Annotated in this window: 17 protein-coding genes and 2 pseudogenes; 7 read left to right on the forward strand and 12 right to left on the reverse strand. The window is 41.2% G+C overall.

Annotated features, from left to right (window positions below):
* Positions 1 to 34 precede the first annotated feature (34 nt).
* Together J2S11_RS03945 and J2S11_RS03950 are read right to left on the reverse strand one after the other, a co-directional pair.
* A complete protein-coding gene (locus J2S11_RS03945; protein ID WP_307391243.1) occupies positions 35 to 1762 on the reverse strand; it encodes an ABC transporter ATP-binding protein in 1728 nt (575 codons plus the stop codon).
* Between the two features lie 18 nt (positions 1763 to 1780).
* Positions 1781 to 2287, reverse strand: coding sequence for a MarR family winged helix-turn-helix transcriptional regulator (locus tag J2S11_RS03950; protein ID WP_307391246.1), 507 nt, complete (start codon positions 2285 to 2287; stop codon positions 1781 to 1783).
* Between the two features lie 314 nt (positions 2288 to 2601).
* On the opposite strand from J2S11_RS03950, the gene J2S11_RS03955 reads away from it, so the two are divergent.
* Positions 2602 to 3078 (forward strand): glutathione peroxidase, encoded by a 477-nt coding sequence (locus J2S11_RS03955; RefSeq protein WP_307391248.1) that lies wholly within the window; start codon positions 2602 to 2604, stop codon positions 3076 to 3078.
* Positions 3079 to 3148: 70 nt separating this feature from the next.
* On the opposite strand, the gene J2S11_RS03960 is transcribed toward J2S11_RS03955, so the two are convergent.
* The gene (locus J2S11_RS03960; RefSeq protein WP_307391250.1) at positions 3149 to 3661 is read right to left on the reverse strand and encodes a TetR/AcrR family transcriptional regulator; all 513 of its coding nucleotides are present in this window, start codon (positions 3659 to 3661) and stop codon (positions 3149 to 3151) included.
* A 206-nt stretch (positions 3662 to 3867) separates the two neighbouring features.
* Between J2S11_RS03960 and J2S11_RS03965 the strand changes: the two genes are divergently transcribed.
* Entirely contained in the window at positions 3868 to 4221 is a 354-nt protein-coding gene (locus J2S11_RS03965) for a VOC family protein (RefSeq protein ID WP_307391252.1), read from the forward strand.
* Between the two features lie 379 nt (positions 4222 to 4600).
* On the opposite strand, the gene J2S11_RS03970 is transcribed toward J2S11_RS03965, so the two are convergent.
* The 6 genes and pseudogenes from J2S11_RS03970 to J2S11_RS03995 form a co-directional block, all read right to left on the reverse strand.
* Entirely contained in the window at positions 4601 to 5332 is a 732-nt protein-coding gene (locus J2S11_RS03970; protein ID WP_307391253.1) for an SIS domain-containing protein, read from the reverse strand.
* A 106-nt stretch (positions 5333 to 5438) separates the two neighbouring features.
* A complete protein-coding gene (locus tag J2S11_RS03975) occupies positions 5439 to 6173 on the reverse strand; it encodes a GntR family transcriptional regulator (protein WP_307391255.1) in 735 nt (244 codons plus the stop codon).
* Positions 6174 to 6204: 31 nt separating this feature from the next.
* Positions 6205 to 7083 carry a carbohydrate ABC transporter permease gene (locus J2S11_RS03980; RefSeq protein ID WP_307391257.1) on the reverse strand — a complete coding sequence of 293 codons (879 nt, stop codon included), beginning with the start codon at positions 7081 to 7083 and terminating at the stop codon, positions 6205 to 6207.
* Positions 7084 to 7111: 28 nt separating this feature from the next.
* Complete coding sequence (locus J2S11_RS03985) at positions 7112 to 7975, reverse strand: carbohydrate ABC transporter permease (RefSeq protein ID WP_307391259.1); 864 nt, start codon at positions 7973 to 7975, stop codon at positions 7112 to 7114.
* Between the two features lie 201 nt (positions 7976 to 8176).
* Complete coding sequence (locus J2S11_RS03990) at positions 8177 to 9502, reverse strand: ABC transporter substrate-binding protein (RefSeq protein ID WP_307391261.1); 1326 nt, start codon at positions 9500 to 9502, stop codon at positions 8177 to 8179.
* A gap of 261 nt (positions 9503 to 9763) precedes the next feature.
* Positions 9764 to 10066: pseudogene (locus J2S11_RS03995) on the reverse strand (DUF2935 domain-containing protein); the annotation flags it as partial.
* 288 nt (positions 10067 to 10354) lie between these two features.
* On the opposite strand from J2S11_RS03995, the gene recQ reads away from it, so the two are divergent.
* Complete coding sequence (gene recQ, locus J2S11_RS04000) at positions 10355 to 12163, forward strand: DNA helicase RecQ (protein WP_307391264.1); 1809 nt, start codon at positions 10355 to 10357, stop codon at positions 12161 to 12163.
* 122 nt (positions 12164 to 12285) lie between these two features.
* Positions 12286 to 12531, forward strand: coding sequence for a glutaredoxin family protein (locus J2S11_RS04005; protein WP_307391266.1), 246 nt, complete (start codon positions 12286 to 12288; stop codon positions 12529 to 12531).
* 331 nt (positions 12532 to 12862) lie between these two features.
* On the opposite strand, the gene J2S11_RS04010 is transcribed toward J2S11_RS04005, so the two are convergent.
* Complete coding sequence (locus J2S11_RS04010) at positions 12863 to 13489, reverse strand: TetR/AcrR family transcriptional regulator (RefSeq protein WP_307391269.1); 627 nt, start codon at positions 13487 to 13489, stop codon at positions 12863 to 12865.
* A complete protein-coding gene (locus tag J2S11_RS04015) occupies positions 13490 to 14170 on the reverse strand; it encodes a YqeB family protein (RefSeq protein WP_307391271.1) in 681 nt (226 codons plus the stop codon).
* 398 nt (positions 14171 to 14568) lie between these two features.
* On the opposite strand from J2S11_RS04015, the gene J2S11_RS04020 reads away from it, so the two are divergent.
* A complete protein-coding gene (locus J2S11_RS04020; protein ID WP_307391275.1) occupies positions 14569 to 15471 on the forward strand; it encodes a S1C family serine protease in 903 nt (300 codons plus the stop codon).
* 243 nt (positions 15472 to 15714) lie between these two features.
* Here J2S11_RS04020 and J2S11_RS04025 read toward each other — a convergent pair whose 3' ends face one another.
* On the reverse strand, positions 15715 to 16905 hold the full coding sequence (locus J2S11_RS04025; RefSeq protein ID WP_307391278.1) for an AimR family lysis-lysogeny pheromone receptor: 1191 nt from the start codon (positions 16903 to 16905) through the stop codon (positions 15715 to 15717).
* A gap of 402 nt (positions 16906 to 17307) precedes the next feature.
* Between J2S11_RS04025 and istA the strand changes: the two are divergent.
* Positions 17308 to 18899: pseudogene (gene istA, locus J2S11_RS22375) on the forward strand (IS21 family transposase).
* A complete protein-coding gene (istB, locus tag J2S11_RS04040) occupies positions 18896 to 19675 on the forward strand; it encodes an IS21-like element helper ATPase IstB (RefSeq protein WP_307391285.1) in 780 nt (259 codons plus the stop codon). Before istA ends, istB begins: the two are co-directional and overlap by 4 nt.
* Positions 19676 to 19693: the final 18 nt, after the last annotated feature.

Below are 19693 nucleotides of genomic sequence, written 5' to 3' on the forward strand. Positions count from 1 at the left end.
GAGCTAACGGGAGGTTTTTTATTCGTGTTTTGACTCATGCGCTTTCCTCCTCAGCCTGCTGAGACGTAACAATTTCCTGATAAATGCGGTTGTTCTTAAGTAGCTCATCATGTGTTCCTATGCCCGCTACTTTTCCTTCATTGAGTACAATAATTTGGTCTGCATCGACCACTGTACTCACCCTCTGGGCTACTACGATCATTGTTGATTTATGGGTCTCTTCTCTAAGAGCACGTCTTAGCTTAGCATCTGTTTTATAATCTAGAGCCGAAAAGCTATCATCGAATAGATAAATTTCTGGCTTTCTAATCAATGCCCTAGCGATAGACATACGTTGCTTTTGACCACCAGAAAGGTTTGCTCCTCCTTGCTCAATATGAGACTGTAGACCGTCCTCCTTCTCTTGGACAAAATCGATCGCCTGAGCGGTACGAAGGGCCGTCTCCATTTCCTGTTCATTAGCGTCTTCCTTTCCAATGCGCAGGTTTTCTGCAATGCTCCCACTGAACAGAGTAGCCTTTTGTGGTACATAGCCTATCTTTTTCCGTAATGTCTGCTGGGACATAGAACGTACGTCTACTCCATCAACCAAAATAGAGCCTTTTTCAATATCGTAGAATCTTGGGATTAACTGAAGTAAGGAGGTTTTACCAGCACCTGTACTTCCGATAATCGCCGTGACTTCTCCAGGCTTAGCGTGGAAGGATACGTTCTCTACAGCGGGCTTTTCTGCTCCTTCATAACGAAACGTAACATTCTTGAATTCCACATCCCCGTAGAGTCCAGTTCCTTTGTTCTCCTGCTCTGGATCCTTAATATCAGATTGCAGCTGAAGCACTTCATTAATCCGTTTGGCTGACGCCTGTGCACGAGGAATCATAATTAACGTCATAGAGAGCATAATCAAGGACATTAAAATCATCATGGCATATTGTAGGAAAGCCATTAGATTACCGACCTGCATGGCTCCAGAGTCAATACGAATTCCTCCGAACCAAACAATCGCTATATTCGTAAAGCTCATTACAATAATCATAATCGGGAAAAGGAAAGCCATTAGCTTATTTACCTTAATCCCTGTGTCTCGGTAATCCTCATTCGCTTGGACAAAGCGTTTCTTTTCATCTTCAACACGATTAAAAGCCCGAACAACACGCACTCCTGAAAGTCCTTCACGCAGGAGTAAATTTAAGCGGTCTGTCTTTTTTTGTAAGGCTCCAAACAAAGGTATCGCTTTGTGTGAAACTAGAAGAATGAGAAGAGTTAAAACAGGTAAAGCAGCTAAAAATACAAGAGATAACGTAGCATCTCGGGAAACGGCTAGAATAATGCCTCCCAATAACAGTAAAGGAGCTCTTGTCATCATATTAAGCATCATGTTAAGGACGTCCTGTACCTGCTTAATATCATTTGTTGTCCGTGTAATCAAGGAAGCAGCTCCAATTTTCTCATACTCCTGTAGGGAGAAATTTTCTACATTTACAAATAGCTTCTTTCGTACGTCGCGGCCGAAGCCTAAAGCCACCCGAGAGGCGAAGAAGATTTTAGCAACGGTTAATAGTACGGCCAAAATCGAAAATAGAACCATCCAGCCACCTGTCTTTAAAATATAAGGTGTATCTGAATTCACAATTCCAATGTCTACAATATCGGCCATTAACGTAGGTAAGTAGAGCTCAAGCAAACTACCCGCTAAAGTCAGCAGAATGACCAGAGCGATCGGTAGCCAGTATGGTTTCAAAAATTTAAATATGGATATCATGATCTGACCTTCTTTGCGTTAAGTTTTTTCACTCTTATTGCTTTGTTCCTCTTTTTTATGCTCATGTGATGTTTCAATGAAGTGATAGACCTTATGCATTAAACTGGTGAGCTGCTTACTATCTGTTTCTCCTAGATAAAGGGCTAGCTCAGAGAACCAATTGTACATAGACTTTTGTATGTCTAAAGCGGTTTGGGTTCCCTGCTCGGTAAGGAAAACGCGAACAATTCTTCTATCATTTTTGTCATTTTCGCGTGTAATCAAACCGTTTTCCTCCATGCTTGTTAGAAGCTGTGTAACAAAGGGGGAGGTGACACACATCAATGCGCTTAGCTCAGATACCTTCATGCCTTCAGATGGAGACTTTTCATAAAGAAGCTTAAGGAGTGTTTCTTCACTTCTTTTATGACGGCTGGTGATATGCTTGGAAAGCTCTCTTTCCCTTTGGCGTTTAAAGCGCGTAAACACCTCGATGAGCCCATCTACCGTTTCCTTGCGAACATCCTCTTTCTCAGAGTTATTCATACATTTTCTTGCCCCCTCACTGAAAACAAATTAGCAACTAAATAGATAAGTAACTAATTTATTAAGTATATAATATATTTAATGGATTCATCGTAAAAAGTCAATATAAAATTTCAGCTCGATATAAACAAACGTGATGTGAAAAGTGTGTGGTGAGGTATGGTTATACGCTATTCATATTTCTTGTAATCTAGTAAGAAAGGGGATAAAGTAAAATCAACAAAGACATAACAGATATAAAGAAATTAACAGCTAAATAAATGAGCATGTACCATAATAAAACTATCAAATTATGAACGAAAGTGGTGATCGTCATGGCAAGTATTTACGATTATTCAGCAGCATTATCAAATGGGCAAGAGGTATCCTTAGCTAACTACAAAGGCAAGGTACTACTTATCGTCAATACGGCGAGCAAATGTGGCTTTACTCCTCAATTTGAGGGCTTGGAGAAGCTGAATAAGGAGTATAAGGAGCAGGGCTTAGAGATTTTAGGCTTTCCTTGTAATCAGTTCATGTCTCAGGATCCGGGAACGAATGAAGAGATTTTGGAATACTGTCAGGTGAATTACGGTGTAACTTTTCCTATGTTCGGGAAGGTGGATGTAAATGGCTCAGATGCCCATCCGTTGTTTCAATTTCTGAGAAAGCAGCAAAAGGGAATGATGGGTGATTCGATTAAGTGGAATTTTACAAAGTTTTTGGTGGATCGAGAAGGAAACGTGGTTGAGCGCTTCGCTCCTACGACTACCCCTGAACAGATAGAGAAGTCGATTGAAGAATTACTTTAAGATATGCTTTCCATATGCTGTTAAAAAGGTTGTTCTTACCTGAGAGGTATAGAGCAACCTTTTTTGTGGATTATAAAAGTCGAATCAAAGCCTCTCTAATTTTCATCGCATCCCCTTGCTGCTCCACAATTCTCGCATATGCAGCGCGCAAAGCCTCAGCTAGTAAAATGCCAAGCTCTTGTCCAGCAGGTTCTTGTGCGGCAACAGCTAGCTTTCCTAAATAATCTGCTATAGCGTTATTCACGTTTCGTGGATCTGGCTCAGAAAGAAGCCTTCCAACCTTTAGCTTAATCATGCCGTCGTACGCCGCTAAAAAGGCAGCCTTAAGGGCTTGACTTTCCGAAACAGCTTCCGCTACGGCCTCCATACGATCTAAAATACGCAGGGTCACATCGTCCCGTAGCATCCCATAAAATTTAATTTTTGACCGATAATGATGGTAAAGAGCTCCGACCGTTACGCCCGCATCAGCTGCAATATGATCCACTTCAGCTTTTTTGTAGCCTATTTCGCTAAAGCGCTTGAGACCAGCGTGAATCAGCCGATGCTGGGTCGAGCCGGGAACTGGAATTTCTGGATTCATCGCAGCCTCAGCCTCCATTTCCCTATATTTTTCCCTATGTCGTTTCTTAGGCAGATGTTTTCATTATAGCCAAATTAATAGGGTAGATTCAATTTTATTATTTGATTGACAAAAATACATAACCCAGTTATGCTATTAACATAACCAAGTTATGTTAATGATAACATAACTATTAAGACGAATCTATGAAAAAAGGGAGTGTAAACATGGAAGGAAACGTAATGTTTTATTTTGTACCTGTTAAAGATATTAAAAGTGCTAAAGCCCTATACCGCGACGCATTAGGCTTAGAGGAATCTTGGAGAGAAGGCGACTTTACTGTTGCTTTTAAGCTACCTGGAACAGACGTTGAGCTTATGGTTGAGCAGGTTCAAGAGGGCGGTCCCGATGCCGCTGGTCCTGTTCTACTTGTACCATCTGTTAAAGACATCTATGAAAACAATCAAGGTAAGCTTCATTTTGTAGACGAGCCTAGTGAAACACCTGATGGTCTGTGGGTAAGTGCTAAGGACGATTCCGGTAATGGCATTTACTTTACGGATGAGAGCAAGCACGAGTAATTAACTATTTAATAGAATAGAGAGGGCTTGTCCCAAAAGTGTCAAATGATTTATCGAGTAGATGTGGTGTGCAATGAAAGTTCTAACGGTCATATTTGCACCTTAGCCGTGCTTTTCGGAGTTCTGCAAATTCTAACGGACAAAATTGCACCTTAGAAGGGAGATTTGAGGAAAAATCTCTAGATATTCATTCTAAGAGTTAAAAATGTCCGTTAGAAATAGAATTAGCTAAAAATCACTCTCTAAGAGTCTCGTATGTCCGTTAGAGAACGGGGCAGTCAAAAAAGTCCAAAGTTTAAAAAACTTTTGGGTTTGGGACAGCCCCTTTTCATGGTTAATCTCCCAATCCCATAAATCGAAAATAGACTACTATTTCTCCTTATTTTAATAGAGGAATCTTATCTTTGTATGCTGTGATAAGCTGCAAATTATGCTCCTCAGAGTGATCTAAATTGCCGCTTAAAAAAATAGGGGGTTGATCTCCATTTTCTGCGATATAGGCGATTGCCTGTGCAACTATAGAGTTGATCAGAACCATATTATAGATCGTTGAAACAGGAGCAAAAGGGACGGTTACACGCTCGTGCTCCATGACAGCATCCCCTAGTACAACATGATTATTAATGGCGAGGTCAGCGTAATCAGATAAATGCTTGCCACTTTGGTGACGGGATTGCAGCTTGGTATAATGAAACGATGTTAATGCAACCACAAAGCATCCAGCCTTTTGGGCTGTGATCGCTACATCTATGGGAACAGGATTCCTCCCGGAGGTTGATACGACGATTAATATGTCGGCAGAGGACAGACGATGCTCATTTAAGACGTGTTCTCCATAGCCCGCCATTTTTTCCAATGTTGAGGAACGGACAGCTCCTTCGTGCAGCATTAAGGACTCGGTAAATATCGGATTAACGGGAGCCAATCCCCCGGCACGATAAAAGATCTCCTCAGCTATCATATGTGAATGCCCACAGCCAAAAACATAGATAAGCCCTTTATTTGCCACAGTTTGGGCAATGGTTTGGGCAGCCTCCTTTATTTTTTCAGCTTCCTCCTTCAATATCGTTTCCAATCCTGTGTGGATGTGGTTAAAGTATTCTTTTATCATTAATGCAGTTCCCTCCCTATGACGTAGTACCTGTCTCTCCTTTGGTCCATGCTGGTTAGACTTGTGTTGCTTCATCCTGCGTAGGTCAGGTAGCTTGTTGGTCAGCCTATGCTTTTAAAATGACTTCAAATTTATGCTGATCGGTACGATAGATCGCTTTCGTATACTCAATAATTTCTTCTTGAATGGAATAGGTCGTTCTTCTGAACAATAAAGCCAGGGTCCCTGGCTTGACATCGAGTAGCTTGCTTTCATATTCACTCAGGCTGATAGGCTCAACAGTTTGACGAGCATAGTGGGGAATCAGATTATACCGCTCGCGTAGGATTTGATAGAGGGACGTGCCTTCTAAGCATTCCTTGGTCAGGTTAAAGCATTTCTCCTTATTAAGCCAGACTGATTCAAGGGCATATGGAATTTGATCGACTATCCTCAAGCGCTTCAGCATGATGACTTTCTGTTGCTCTCCCTTTAACTGAAGATGCTTAGCTACCCTTTTAGTAGCAGGTGAAATTTCAAACTGCAGTGTTCTTGTCCCCACCGTATGTCCCATTCGTTCCATATCCTCAGTTAAGCCTTTGAGCTCAGAAAGCTGATGGTTGATTTTAGGCTTTGCTACAAATGTTCCCTTGCCCTGTTCCCTGTATAAAATCCCCTCATTCACAAGGGACATGATCGCTTCTCTTGCTGTCATGCGACTAATTCCATGGATGACACATAATTCCCGTTCGGTGGGGATTAGATCATCAGGCTTTAACTCTTCATTATCGATCATTTCCTGAATAATCTCTTTTAACTGGTAGTACAACGGGAGGGGATTACTCTTTTCAACCTTCCTCATCTTCAGCACACTTCCTTCTAGTTTTTTGATTTTATCCCTTAACGGCTCCTGCTGTCAGTCCTTTTTCAATAAACCTTTGCACAAATAAATAGATAACCAAGACTGGAATAACTGTAATCGTTACCGCAGTAGCCATCAGCCCATAATCTGTGCCGTACTGTGAGCTAATAAAGGATAATAAGACCACTATGGGTCGAATGTGCTCTTGACCCACGAAGATCAAGGAGGAGAAGAGATCGTTATAAGACCATAGAAATACAAAGACACTGCACGTAGCAAATGATGGTCTGGATATAGGGAAAAAGATCCTAGTATACATCTTCAATCTGCTGCAGCCATCCATAACGGCAGCTTCTTCTAGCTCTTTGGGGATTGTAGCCATATAGCCTGATAAGACGAGTACAGCGAAAGGCAAATACCCGGCCGTATGTGGTAATATTAAGGCCCAATGCGTATTCAATAAATTCATCTTGATTAATAGCTCAAAGACAGGTAAGACGGTGGCGAAAGAAGGGATCAATAAGCTTAACACGAGTATGCCCTGAATAAATCCACGGAGCCTAAAGTGAAAACGAGATAAAATAAACGCAGCCATTCCCCCGAAGAGCAGGACAAAAAACACCGTACCCCCGGACATGATAAAGCTGTTCAGATAGCTTTTACCGACATTCATAGATTGAAACGCATTGACATAGTTTTGGAGAGTTGGATCTGCAGCTATAGCAAAAGAGTTGTTGACCACATCCGCAGAATCTTTAAAAGAGTTATTCACGATCCAGAGCAACGGAAAGATAGTGGTGAGCGACCAGATACTCAGACTAAAGTAAATAAAAAACCTGCCTATTTTTGAGCCGGTTAGGTTTAGCTGTAGCTTCTCCCATAAAGTGCGTTGTTCCAGTTTGATCTGCATGTCTTACCCCTCTCTTACTGATATATGGTTAATATGTAACCTGTTCTCGTTTCAATAAGCGATTTGTGATCAGTGCCAGTGCTACACCAAGAATCACGATATACACAGCGATCGTTGCCCCGTATCCAAACGCTTGATCAGTTATGGCTTTCCGATACATATAGGTCCCTAATACCTCCGAGGTGTTGAATGGTCCCCCTTTCGTAATAATATAAACCATTTCAAACACCCTAAAAGCACCTGTAATGGCTAAAATGATACAGATTTTGATATCGCTCCAAATCAAGGGGATGGTGATGTACACCATTCGTTTAAAGCCTGTGATCCCGTCCAGCTTAGCCGCTTCATAATAGTCGCTAGGAATTTTTAAAATAGCCGTCAGGAGGATGACGAAATAGAAGCCGACATACTGCCACACCGTTGGAATTGCAACAGCAAGGAGAGACGTTTTTTCATTAATCCACAGTACCCGTTCTAAGCCTAGATTCACTAGGATGCCGTTGAGCATTCCGTAGTTGTAGCCGTAGATTAGCGTGAACAATAAACCAATAGCCGCTCCTGAGATCACAACAGGGAAGAAAAAGGATGTTCTGAAAAATCCCCTGCCAAACTTAATTGAGTCCACCAACACCGCCAGAATCAAGGCGATACCTACCTGAAAAATAACGGCGTAGAGCATGATCTCAAGGGAATTAAACGTGGCAATGCGAATAACTTCATCCTTGAACAGACGTGCATAGTTGTCCAAACCGATAAACGTCGAGTTAAAAAAACCGTTTGATTGATAAAAGCTTTTTATTATTCCGTTAAAAAAAGGATAATAGAGAAAAACGCCTGTAATGATCACCATCGGTAATAAAAATAGAGTAATAAACAGTTTATCGCCCTTCACATAATCACCTTTAGTTTCCTAATTTTTTGTACTATCAGAATTTAAAAGTTTGCAGGTAGATAGTATAAGAAAAACTAAGGCTTTCGCCAGGACTTGGCGATAAGCCAAGTTTTTCTAAAACAATCATTCGAATAAAAGAAAGGGCTACGCCGTCCATAAACAAAGCGGGACGACGTAACGCTATGGGGAACATCAACCATACTATTTGCTATCCTCAATATCCTTAGCTTCCTGCAACACTTCTTCAGCTGTTTTTCTACCAACAGCAATATGCGGGAGGTTTGTTCGAATATGGGTAAACGCCTCAGGAGAAATTTGGGAATCTATCGGGTAAGATAGGGAGTTGGCCTCCTGCACCATTTTGTGTCCATCAAGAGCCGCACTTGATAATCCCTCTACTTCAACGTTGGCAGCAGGCACCCCTCCGTTAGCTTCAGCAAACGCTTTAACAATCTCTTTGGAGGTCAAAAACTTAATCAGCTCCAAGGCCGTTTCTTGCTTACTCTCATCCTCATGGGATTTTTTGCTTAGAAAATATCCTGAACCAAAGCCGGCCACAAGATCGCCATACGTGGCCTTCCCGCCTGGCATAACAGGGAATGGCAGAACGGTAGTATTCGCCATCACTTCCTCAGACAGTCCGCCTAGTGCCCATGAGCCATTCACCATCATCGCCGCTTGCTCCTGCTGGTATAGATTCTGGGCCATAGAATCGTTTATCGTATGCGTGTCTTTAGGAAAGGCACCCAATTCATAATGCTCTTTAATTTTGTTCAAGCCAGTGATCCAGCTCTCATGAATTCCGTCCTTTAACCCGGCCGTATTCCCTTCAGGACCGCCTGCTGATAGGATGTAATGCTCAACAAGGTAATAGGATTCATCCAAGGAACCGGCAAGTGGGACAATTCCATTTTCAGCGAACGTCTTGATGGCCGTTTCGAATTTATCCCAATCAGTCGGCAGGTCAAGCCCGTGATCCTCGAATAATTTTTTGTTTACAATCAAGCCCTCATAATAGCCTGTCAGTGGAACGGCAAAAAGCTGTCCATCCGCTTCCCGCACCTGGTCCAAAGCGGCTGGAGATAAGCCATCTGCCCAAGCTGTATCCGCTTTCAAAAGCTCGTCAAAAGGAACAACCTTTCCTGCATCAATAATGTTCCTTGAATCAGCACCTGTAAAAAAGAACGTGACATCGGGCTCGCTGTCACTAGAGAAGCTGGCAAAAACCTTCGTTCTAAACTCATCACCTGACGTTAAAGACTCCTCTGTAATCTTGACGTTCTGATGTTTTTGGGTGAACTCCTCCAGAGATTTTTTAAATACGTCAGTGGCAGGATCTGTTCCTCCAAACATCGTGATCAGATGTAGGTCAATCGTATCGCCAGAAGCTTGGCTCGTATCCTCCCCTCCTCCGCTATCCCCCTCTACGTTAGAATTTGTAATTTCATTTCCGTTTCCTGAGCAAGCTCCTAGAAATACAGCGAACACTAGAAGCATGGCTACGGTCAGCATTAAACTTTTTTTCAACCTTACCCCCACCTTTTTTCACAGTTTACAGGAATTGTCATGTTGTCTATACCAATTTTATACGTATGGAATAAATTGGTCAATACATTTTTTAGAAGAATTAAAATTATATAAGTAATATGATTATTATGAATTGAATACTTGTAAGGATGGACGGGTTACCTTCATGGACACCTAGAAACAAAAAACACACCTAATTCTCAGGTAGGTGTGTTCCTAAGTCTGCTTCTATCAGAAGCATCATCTACATATAAAGTCAAATCTCAAATTTTTAATAAACTCCTCACTCTGTTTTAAGCAGAAGGAAACAAGTTCCAAAACATTTTGATAAAACTCTTGAGAAATCTGACCTTTTGAACGATTCACCGTTTCTATGTACCTGACCACAAGCTGGTGTGTCTTGGCAAATGCCTCCTCCCATTCCTCTAAGCCGCTCACATATTCTTGTTCAAGATCTCTTACTAGCTCTCTAATGACAACAGTATGTTCCTCCTCTTGATGCTTCCAAAATTCAGCCTCATCGAGAACTCGCAATGGCATCTGATCTCCGTAATAATACTGCATGAACAGCACCTCCTTAAGTTTTTATTTATTCAAAAGCTATGAAATAAAGAACTCTAAAGGAGCGAAGAATAAGGAATTAATTAGGGAGCTAAATAAGGCTGCTTGTACTAGTAATCCATAGATAGCCCATCCCTATTGAACTTCAATCACAATATTGCCGTAGTGCTTTCACCCACAAAGCAAATTTATGCCCATTTACCGTTGAAAAAGACATGCGTGGCTTTTCTTGTTATACTTGTAAAATAGAATTAGACGTCAGACGAAGTACACGGATCAAGGAGCTAGTTAATGAGTATTCAAATGATGAAAGCAGCGGAACAAAAGCTACAGCAATACTTCGGTTACCCCACCTTCCGGCCGGGGCAAGCGGCTATAATAGAGCGTCTATTCGCTCAGCAGGATACATTAGGGATTATGCCAACGGGAGGGGGCAAGTCTGTTTGTTATCAGGTCCCCGCTTTACTTTTTTCTGGACTAACAATCGTCATTTCTCCACTCATTTCGTTAATGAAGGATCAGGTGGACGGGTTAAATGAAATGGGAATTAAAGCTACCTTTCTAAATAGTACGTTAACGGGAGAAGAGGTAGTAGATAGAATGAGGGGTTTACGCAGGGGAGACTTTCGCTTGCTTTACCTAGCTCCCGAACGGCTAGAAATGGATAGCTTTGTAAGGTTTCTAGGAGAGCTACCCCTTTCTCTAGTAGCGATTGATGAGGCTCATTGCATGTCTCAGTGGGGTCATGATTTTAGGCCAAGCTACCTTAGCATCCGGTCATGGCTTCAAAGCTTACCTCAAAAGCCAGCCGTTCTAGCTCTAACAGCCACAGCCACTGTTGATGTGCAGCAGGATCTAATGCAGCACTTAGATATAGCTGGAGAGAACACAATAGTTACTGGCTTTGGAAGAAGCAACCTTAAGCTTTCTGTACGTAAAGGAATAGATAAAGCTAAAGCGCTAGAACAGTTTCTGCAGCAAAGGCGCAATGAAGCGGGAATTATCTATGCTTCTACGCGTAAGGAGGTTGAGCATTTGTATGAGAGGCTCAGTCGTGCGGGGTATGGTGTAGGCAGATATCATGGTGGACTAGGAGAACAGGAGCGGACTGAGGCACAGGAAGCTTTTTTGCTCGATCAGAAGCTAGTGATGGTGGCAACCAATGCGTTTGGAATGGGAATCGATAAGTCCAATGTGCGCTACGTGGTGCACTATAATCTACCGAAGAATATAGAGGCATACTATCAAGAGGCAGGAAGAGCAGGTCGAGATGGCTTAGAGAGTGAGTGTGTCCTGTATTTCTCGCCTCAGGATACTAGAACACAAACGTATTTCATTGATCAATCTGAGCTTGCAGAGGAGCGAAAAAAGGCAGAGTTTCATAAGCTACAGCAAATGGTCACGTACTGCCATACAGAGCAATGCTTACAGCAATATATCCTGCAGTATTTTGGAGACCAGATTGGGGATGCATGTGGTCAATGTAGCAATTGCTTAGATACAGGTGAAGCCGTAGATGTCACGAGAGAGGCACAGATGGTTCTCTCCTGTGTAAAAAGGATGAGAGAAAGGTTTGGTAAGGCAATCGTTGCGCAGGTGTTAGGGGGCTCATCCAATCAAAAGGTACTAGAGTTTGGCTTAACGAAGCTACCGACATATGGCATTTTAAAAGGAATGACGCTGAAAGATATAGGGCTGTTTATCGATTTCCTTATCGCTGAACAATACCTGAAGCCCACAGATAGTGCTTACCCAACTCTTGAGCTTACAGCGAAATCAGTTCCTATTTTAAAAGGGGAGGAGCAGGTTTTCCGTAAAATACAGGTTCAAGTCGAACAGGCTGAACCTCTGGATGACGTGTTTGAAGCGTTGCGTGAATGTCGGAGAGCCTTAGCGGAGGAAAACAAACTACCGCCATATATGATTTTTTCAGATAAAACCCTTCGTGAAATGAGTGCTTACATTCCTCTGAGTGAGGAGGAGCTTTTGCAAATCCATGGTGTAGGGAGTCAGAAGCTTGAGAAGTATGCTGAGCCTTTTTTAGAGGTGTTAGAAACGTACCGAGAAAAGAAAACAATCACTTTAAAGGCATCCGTTTAGGGGATTGTAGTATAATAGGTGAAAGGTCAATAGATATTTGTTTAATAGGATAATGAGATAGATGTTAAAACAGCAATAAGACTTATTAAAAAAAGACTTATATAAAAAGGAGCGTCATAGAGATGAGCGATAAAATTATAGTGTATTCCACGAAAAACTGTGTAGAGTGTGATGCGGTTAAGCAATACCTTACTACAGAGGGATATCCTTTTGAGGTCAGAGATGTACTAAGCAGTGAGGAATATCAAGCAGAGGTTGAAAAATTTGGTTTTCTAGGTGTTCCGGTTACTGTGGTGGGGGAGAAGGCTATTAAGGGTTTTAATCCTGATCTAGAAAAGCTTGTTGAAGGTGTAGCTAAGCAAGGATAGAAAAGTCCTGTCTGGTCAGCTCCTGAATATAGCTAGTAAAAAGTAAAAAGTAAAAAGTAACGACACGATGTTAAGCTCTCAAAGCCAATGGGTTATGAGGGCTTTTTATATTATAGGAGAGATATAAGTAGATAATAAGGTAAGTGAAGAGCACCAATGGGCTGTAATAAATTTTTGACGTTAATCTTAACTAGCTATAATCTAGTAAAGGTGGTAATTAGGAATTGATGACGAGATTCTTTATGAGGAAAGTATTTAAAATAGTGTAAAGAAGAAAAATTATAGATTGTAGGCTACCCACTAACGGGTAGCCTATTGATTTTAAGTTAGTCTATTTTCCTTCTACTACCCGAAGAACTATACTTATTAACTCATTACTATATATTTCTACATCAACCTTCTTTGTTATATCCGAGTTCAGCACGTATTCTCCAATTGCTCCTTGAATCATAGTAGCTACAACACTAACATGAAAATCTCCAAATGCTCCCTTTTTCTGCCCATCAAGTAAAATGGACTGTAGCTCATTCATAATAGCATCCTCATCCTCTTCAGAGTTCAGCTTATAATATGGAATATTGTCAGGGGTTCTAGCATTAAAGATGATTTCTATTAATGCTGTGTATCGGTCTGGCTGTGCATGCTGGTAAGATAATCTTGCTTTAATAAACGCCTTTAATTTCTCAGTATGTGTCCTTTCTTGATGGACCTTCCCTAAAATATAGGCAGTTGAATCCTCTAATAGGTACATCAGGAGATGATTCATCAAATCGCTCTTATCAGAAAAGTGATAGGAGATCAATGCGGTACTAATGCCTGCTTTTTTGGCTATTTGAGCAAGGCTTGCTTTTACGTATCCATCTTCATCGAGAGTACGGATAGCAGCCTCTATAATTTGATTACGCCTTGCTTCTGCAATGAAGGATGGCTTATCTTCTTTTTTGGCATCGTCACTCATTTATCTCTCCTTAACGATTCTGACATACTGTCTTGTATCTTTATCACGAACAACAATACCTTGGCTAGCTAAATCCTTTCTTAGCACCTGGGCCTCTTCGGATTCTTCGTTCTTTAAAGCTCGCTCTCTAGCGGATATGAGAGCATTCACATGTGCAGGAAAGTCTGGATGGTCTGCTATCCACCGCTGATACTGATTTTCAAAAGGATCTTTATCCTTCCATGGATACCTGTGTTTTTCAAAAGCCCCCGATACAGCATCTCTTTTGGCATCAAACGGTACTCTAAACCGTTCATTTCCGTTCAAGCTTAAGATGACCAGCTCTTTTTTCTCTAAGTAAATCGCGGATATTTCGCTTTTATGAAGCGTCGTTGCCTTTTCTTTAAATTCAAGCTTCAGTTGTTCATCTGTGATTGTTACTTTAAGAGATTCACTAAAAGCATAAAAGACAAAAAATACCCCAGCTAACATCCCTAAAACGGCTGCTATCACGGAAACCCATTGGCTTTCTAGAGTTGCAATCCACTCAAAAACTCCTTCAAAAGGAATAAAAGGTATCTTTATAGCCCATTCAGCAATTGAAGGGATAAACCAACCTAATAATGCTCCTATAATGGGTGATAATATGATAAGTAAAGCTTTTTCGATCTTTGATAGACCTAGAGTAGTTTCGTTGTACACTGCTTTTGTCTCCTTTTTAAGCATTAATATTCTTCATAAAAAACATACCTTATTGATTATTTAATTAATTTTTTGATTAAGTAATCAAATTTTAGCATGGGTAAAATTTATAGTCAAACGAAAACACACATTTCGCTTGGGGACATCTTTTGTAAAGCTAAATCGGATTCAAAATCTACATAGGGTCGAAACTAAGCCCTATGTCTAACGTATAAATAGCTAGCATCATAAGGTTTTTATAAGATAAGATAGAGGTAATGATTAGGAGTAAATGGATAGATTCATAGAATGAAGTAAGGCGAATTAAGGAACAAATCAATAAGAGAGTCATGAAATGAGATAAATGTAGTAAGGAACGGAGTATAGTATACGCAAATACGGAAAGGTACTGTGATGATATGAATAATGATCGGAACAATAAGGATAAGCGAAATAAAGAAACCTTAGAGCAAGGGCAAAGTGAGGAACAGGAGGGGCAACGAGATCAGCAGAACCAAATAAAAAAAGAGCAGGAGGAGTGGGAGCAAGAGCAAGGAGCTCTACCAGATGACTGGTTTGATGATGACGAGGAAGAAGATGAAGATATACCGCCTCCTCTTTTGCAGAGAAAGGGATTTAGACGAATCATCGCCTTTGTCTTCTCCTTAGCGTTAGTGGCTAATATTCTAGCTTTTTGGCCACAGGTTTACTCGTTAGCAGCAATCCAGTTTCTAGTGAAATCCAGTGAGCTATCTCAAAATGAGGATATTCAACAGTACAAAGAATCAATTGTAACTATACGTACGGAGGATGGTAAAGGAACAGGCTTTGCCGTTACGGAGGATGGCATTATTATTACGAATCATCATGTCATTGAGGGTGGGCTACAGATCAGAGTCATTTTCCCCACTGGAGACGGATACATTGCGGATGTCCTAGTAAGTGATCCTGTTCGGGATATTGCTGTCCTTCACATAAATGCTCAGGGTCTTCCGGTTTTACCTTTATCGGAAGGGAATGAGGATGCTACAGATGAATCCATTTATGTCATAGGGAATCCATTGTTTTTCAATCATATTGCCAATGAAGGACATGTGGCAGGGTACTTACAACGTGACGAGGGTGAGCTTCTCTTAATTGATGCACCTATCTATAAAGGAAATAGTGGAAGTCCAATCATTAATGAGCAGGGTGAGGTCATTGGAGTGGTATTCGCCACTTCGCGTGTAGATATTCAAGGAAAAGCCACACGGGTAGGCTTAGCTGTTCCTATTGAAGACGTTCATAGGCATCTTGAGGATTTGGATATTGAGATTCCATAGCTTAAGAGGTAGTCATCAAGATATTAAAATTGTTATAGAACATACTTAAAGGGCAAATCAGCAATATGAAAACATACTGTGAGATTTGCCCCTTTATCTTCGTGTAATTATTCAGTGTCCCCTACAGGAATATCTAACGGACTTGGGTTAATTGAGACACTAGTAGTGGAATAAGTTCCAGCCCCACTTGGATTAGCAAATGCAAACTGTTGTCCGAAAGAACTAATGATTAATAGTGTGAAACTAGCGATTAAGAACAATTTCTTTATTTTTTTCATGTGAAATCCCCTTTCTTAAAAAGATTTTCAATGCTTCTTCATTCTCACCTAACCTTAGAAGTTCGTCAACAGGGAGGCGTACATGAAAATAATCAGAGACTTTTACAAAGTAATCAATTGAGTAGTAATAGTACTTGGTGTCATCTGTTAACAACCCTTTATAAAACCAATGAAACGCTTGATCCCGTTCTGAAAGAGCAGTAACGTCTATTTTATTCCAAAGTTTTTCAGCAAAGGATTTATCACCTGTTTGAATTAAATAGTAGATATAATTTGTTAATATCTCAAAATCATCAAGATTTTTGGGATGTTCTTGATCAGCCTTCCAATAGGAGGACATAAAGGAAATATCATATTCTACGATTGTAGCATTATTCCAATCTTCCATTTCAGTATATAACTTTAAGGCCTTTTCCAAATACATCTTGGATGTATAAAAGTCATCAAACATATACGAATGCCCTAATCGGCTGTAAGCTATTGCCTTTGTATGCTCGAACCAATCCTTGTTAAGCAAAGCTTTGCCGTATTCTCTTGCTTTCTCAACATTGTTTTCTAATAAATACACCATACTCATCAAGATATCAATTCGTAATATAAAAGAGTCTTTGAGGAATCCATCCTTGATTTCGCCTATTTGTACTTCCGCTTCTTTAAGATGTAAAGATAATGCACCAAACTGACCTAAGTCGTAATAAATGTATCCTTTAAGGATAGATTTGAGAACCCGCATTTCGATTTCTTTCGGTTTGTAGACCTCTACTTTAGTGAGCAGATCATAAGAAGGAGTTTTCCTCCCTCTATGCTCTAAAATCAACTGGTACATCACTGCCCATTCTTTATCTATTGGGTTTACAGCAGAAGCAAGATTCTCAATCAGCTCACGAAGTTCCTCGTGCAATCTGTTTACGGTACAGTACTCCATAGAAATCCGAGCATTTTTTGATTTTTGCGTTAACATGTATTTTTTCATTATTTCGAATTCTTTATCTGGGAACAGATATTTGACCATTCGAAGAACAGCCTCAAAGTTGACCTCCTCAAACCCGTGCAGAAACCTTGAAATTGATGATTCACTTAATCCGGCAATACGTGCTAGCTTTCGTTGAGCTACTTCTTTATTCTCTATAATCTGTAGGATTTGCTCCTGAACCAATTCATTTCCCCCTTTCCATCATATGGAGCGCTAACAAAGATGTAAAACCTAACATGAATTATTATATAAATCATATAGTAATTTAAATTATTCAGTCAATTAAATTTTGCGAAATTTGTGTCAGTAGTAAAAATAAATTTCAGGAAAAAAGCACCTACAATAGATGTAGATGCTAGAGAGGAAAATAAGACAGGAGTCCACAGATTATCCTAGTGCTTTTTTATCATTTCATCAGACTTAAGCGAGTAAGTCATTTCTTCTTGTTGCCCATCTTTAAAAAGAAATACTCTAAATTCAGCTGTATATGATAACTTAAAAATAGGCCACCGTATTCATTGAAAAACCAGCCACAACCGATAAACCTACTTGTAGAGAAAATCAACAAGTGGGGGCTGGGAGAGAATGCTAGAGATGAACATGATGCAAAACATATTAATGATGCATATTCATGAAGGGAAGTCACGCAGGGAGATAGCGAGATTGACGGGGATACACCGTGAAACGGTGGGCAAATATATCAACCAATATGAGAAAAGGAGGGAGCAACTACTGGCAGCGGGCAACACCAATTTCGATGTACAAGCTTTAATTGATGCCCTGACCACTGCTCCAAAATACAAGGTTGGCCAACGTCCAAAACGTAAGCTCACCCCTGAGATCAACGAGAAAATCAAACAGCATTTAACCGAGAATGAAGAAAAACGCAATAAGGGAATGCGTAAGCAGCAGAAGAAGCCCATGGACATCTTCGAAGCATTAGAAGCTGAGGCGTTGACATTAGCTACAGTACCGTTCTTCGTACCATTCGTAAGAACGAAAACAAAGTAAAGGAGGCATTCATCAAAGCCACCTACGTACCGGGAGACATATGTGAGTTCGACTGGGGTGAGGTTAAACTAACGATCAACGGGAAAACACAAACGTACCAAATGGCTGTATTCACCTCAGCCTATGGAAACTACCGTTTTGCTTGGCTGTTCACGAAACAGACGACAGAATGCTTTCAAGAGGCTCACGCGTTATTCTTTGATCACGTGAAGGGTGTGTATCAAACAATGGTTTATGACAACATGAGAGTCGCGGTCAAGAAATTCGCCGGAACGGGAAAGGAGCCGACAGAAGGCCTGCTGAAGTTATCACTATACTATGGATTTCAATTTCGCTTTTGTAACATTCACAGCGGAAATGAGAAAGGCCATGTAGAGCGGAGTGTGGAAGTCGTTCGTCGTAAAGCATTTGCATTTAGGGATACCTTTGAAACCTTGGAGGAAGCGAATCAGTATCTGCTTGAGACTTGTACCAAGCGGAACCAAAAACCACAAATGGATCACCAGAACCAGTCGGCAAATGAGCTCATGGAACAAGAGCGAGATGGCCTACTCCCTGCCCTGCCGATGTTTGATGCGGCACGTGTTCTTTACTGTCGGGTAGACAAGTATGCCACGGTGGCTGTGGATCAAAATCGCTACTCTGTGCCTGATCATTTGGTTGGCAAACAAGTGATGGTGAAAGTCTATTCCACGCAGATTCTATGTTTTCATGAAGGAAAGAGATTCGCTGAGCATGCTCGTCTGACCGGTTGCCATGAATGGAGGCTGGACCTAAGTCATTATATTGAAACGCTAAAGAAAAAACCTGGTGCATTAGCCGGTAGCACGGCACTGCATCAGGCATCCAAAAAAATAAAAAACATTTACGAGACCTATTATACCAAACATGAGAGGGATTTTGTACACCTGCTGCAATATATGCAAGACGATGTCAGTCTAACCGAAGTCGAGTGCAGCATCGAGGAATTGCGTGCCATTCATCCCAACCATGTCACAACGGACAAGATTAAGGTGCTATGTGCTAAAAACCGAGAAATCGCCATTCCTACGGCTGCTCTTTCGAAGAACGAGTGCGAGATAGCCGATCAAGCCAAAGAGCATTTACGCATGTACGATGAATTGTTTTATGCCCATATCCAAGAAACCAAGGAGGTCACTGCATGACAAAAAGCCCACGTAAAGCGTGGAAAGAAGCGATTGAAGCGTACAGTAAGGAGCTGCGTCTCCCAATGATTCGTCACCATCTGGAAGAGCAAATCCAAGAAGCCAACCAGCGGGACATCAGTTATGAGGAGTTTCTTGCCCAATTGCTAGAAAAAGAATGTGACGCCCGCCATGAATCCGCTCGATATAACCGAATTCGACGCGCTGAATTTACGCACAAGAAATATCTTGAGGATTTATGTATTGAGTACTTACCGGAAGATGCCCAAAAGAAATTCAAGCTCCTCAAGACACTCGACTTCATCCGTGAAGGTCGCAATCTCATTTTGGCTGGCAATCCAGGGACGGGGAAGTCGCATATTGCAACGGGACTCGGCTTGAAGGCATGTCAGGAGGGCTACAAGGTGTGGTTCACTTCGGTGCCCCTACTCGTCAATCGTATTAAGGAATGTCGTTCTGAACAAACGTTGCGTGCGTTCCAGAACCGTTTTGAGAAGTATGATTTGGTCATCGCCGATGAAATGGGATACATCTCTTTTGACAAAGAAGGATCGGAGTTGTTGTTTACCCATCTCTCACTTCGAGCCGGTCGCAAATCGACGATTATTACAACAAATTTATCCTTCGAACGATGGGGCGAGATCTTTCAGGATCCGGTCATGACAGCAGCCATGATTGACCGACTGACGCATCAGTCCTACATCGTCAACATGAATGGAAACTCATACCGAATGAAGGAAACAAAGGAGTGGTTGCAAAACCAGGAATTAGCTTGAAATTCATGTCCCAACGCC

This window comes from Bacillus horti, assembly GCF_030813115.1.
Taxonomy (GTDB): domain Bacteria; phylum Bacillota; class Bacilli; order Caldalkalibacillales; family JCM-10596; genus Bacillus_CH; species Bacillus_CH horti.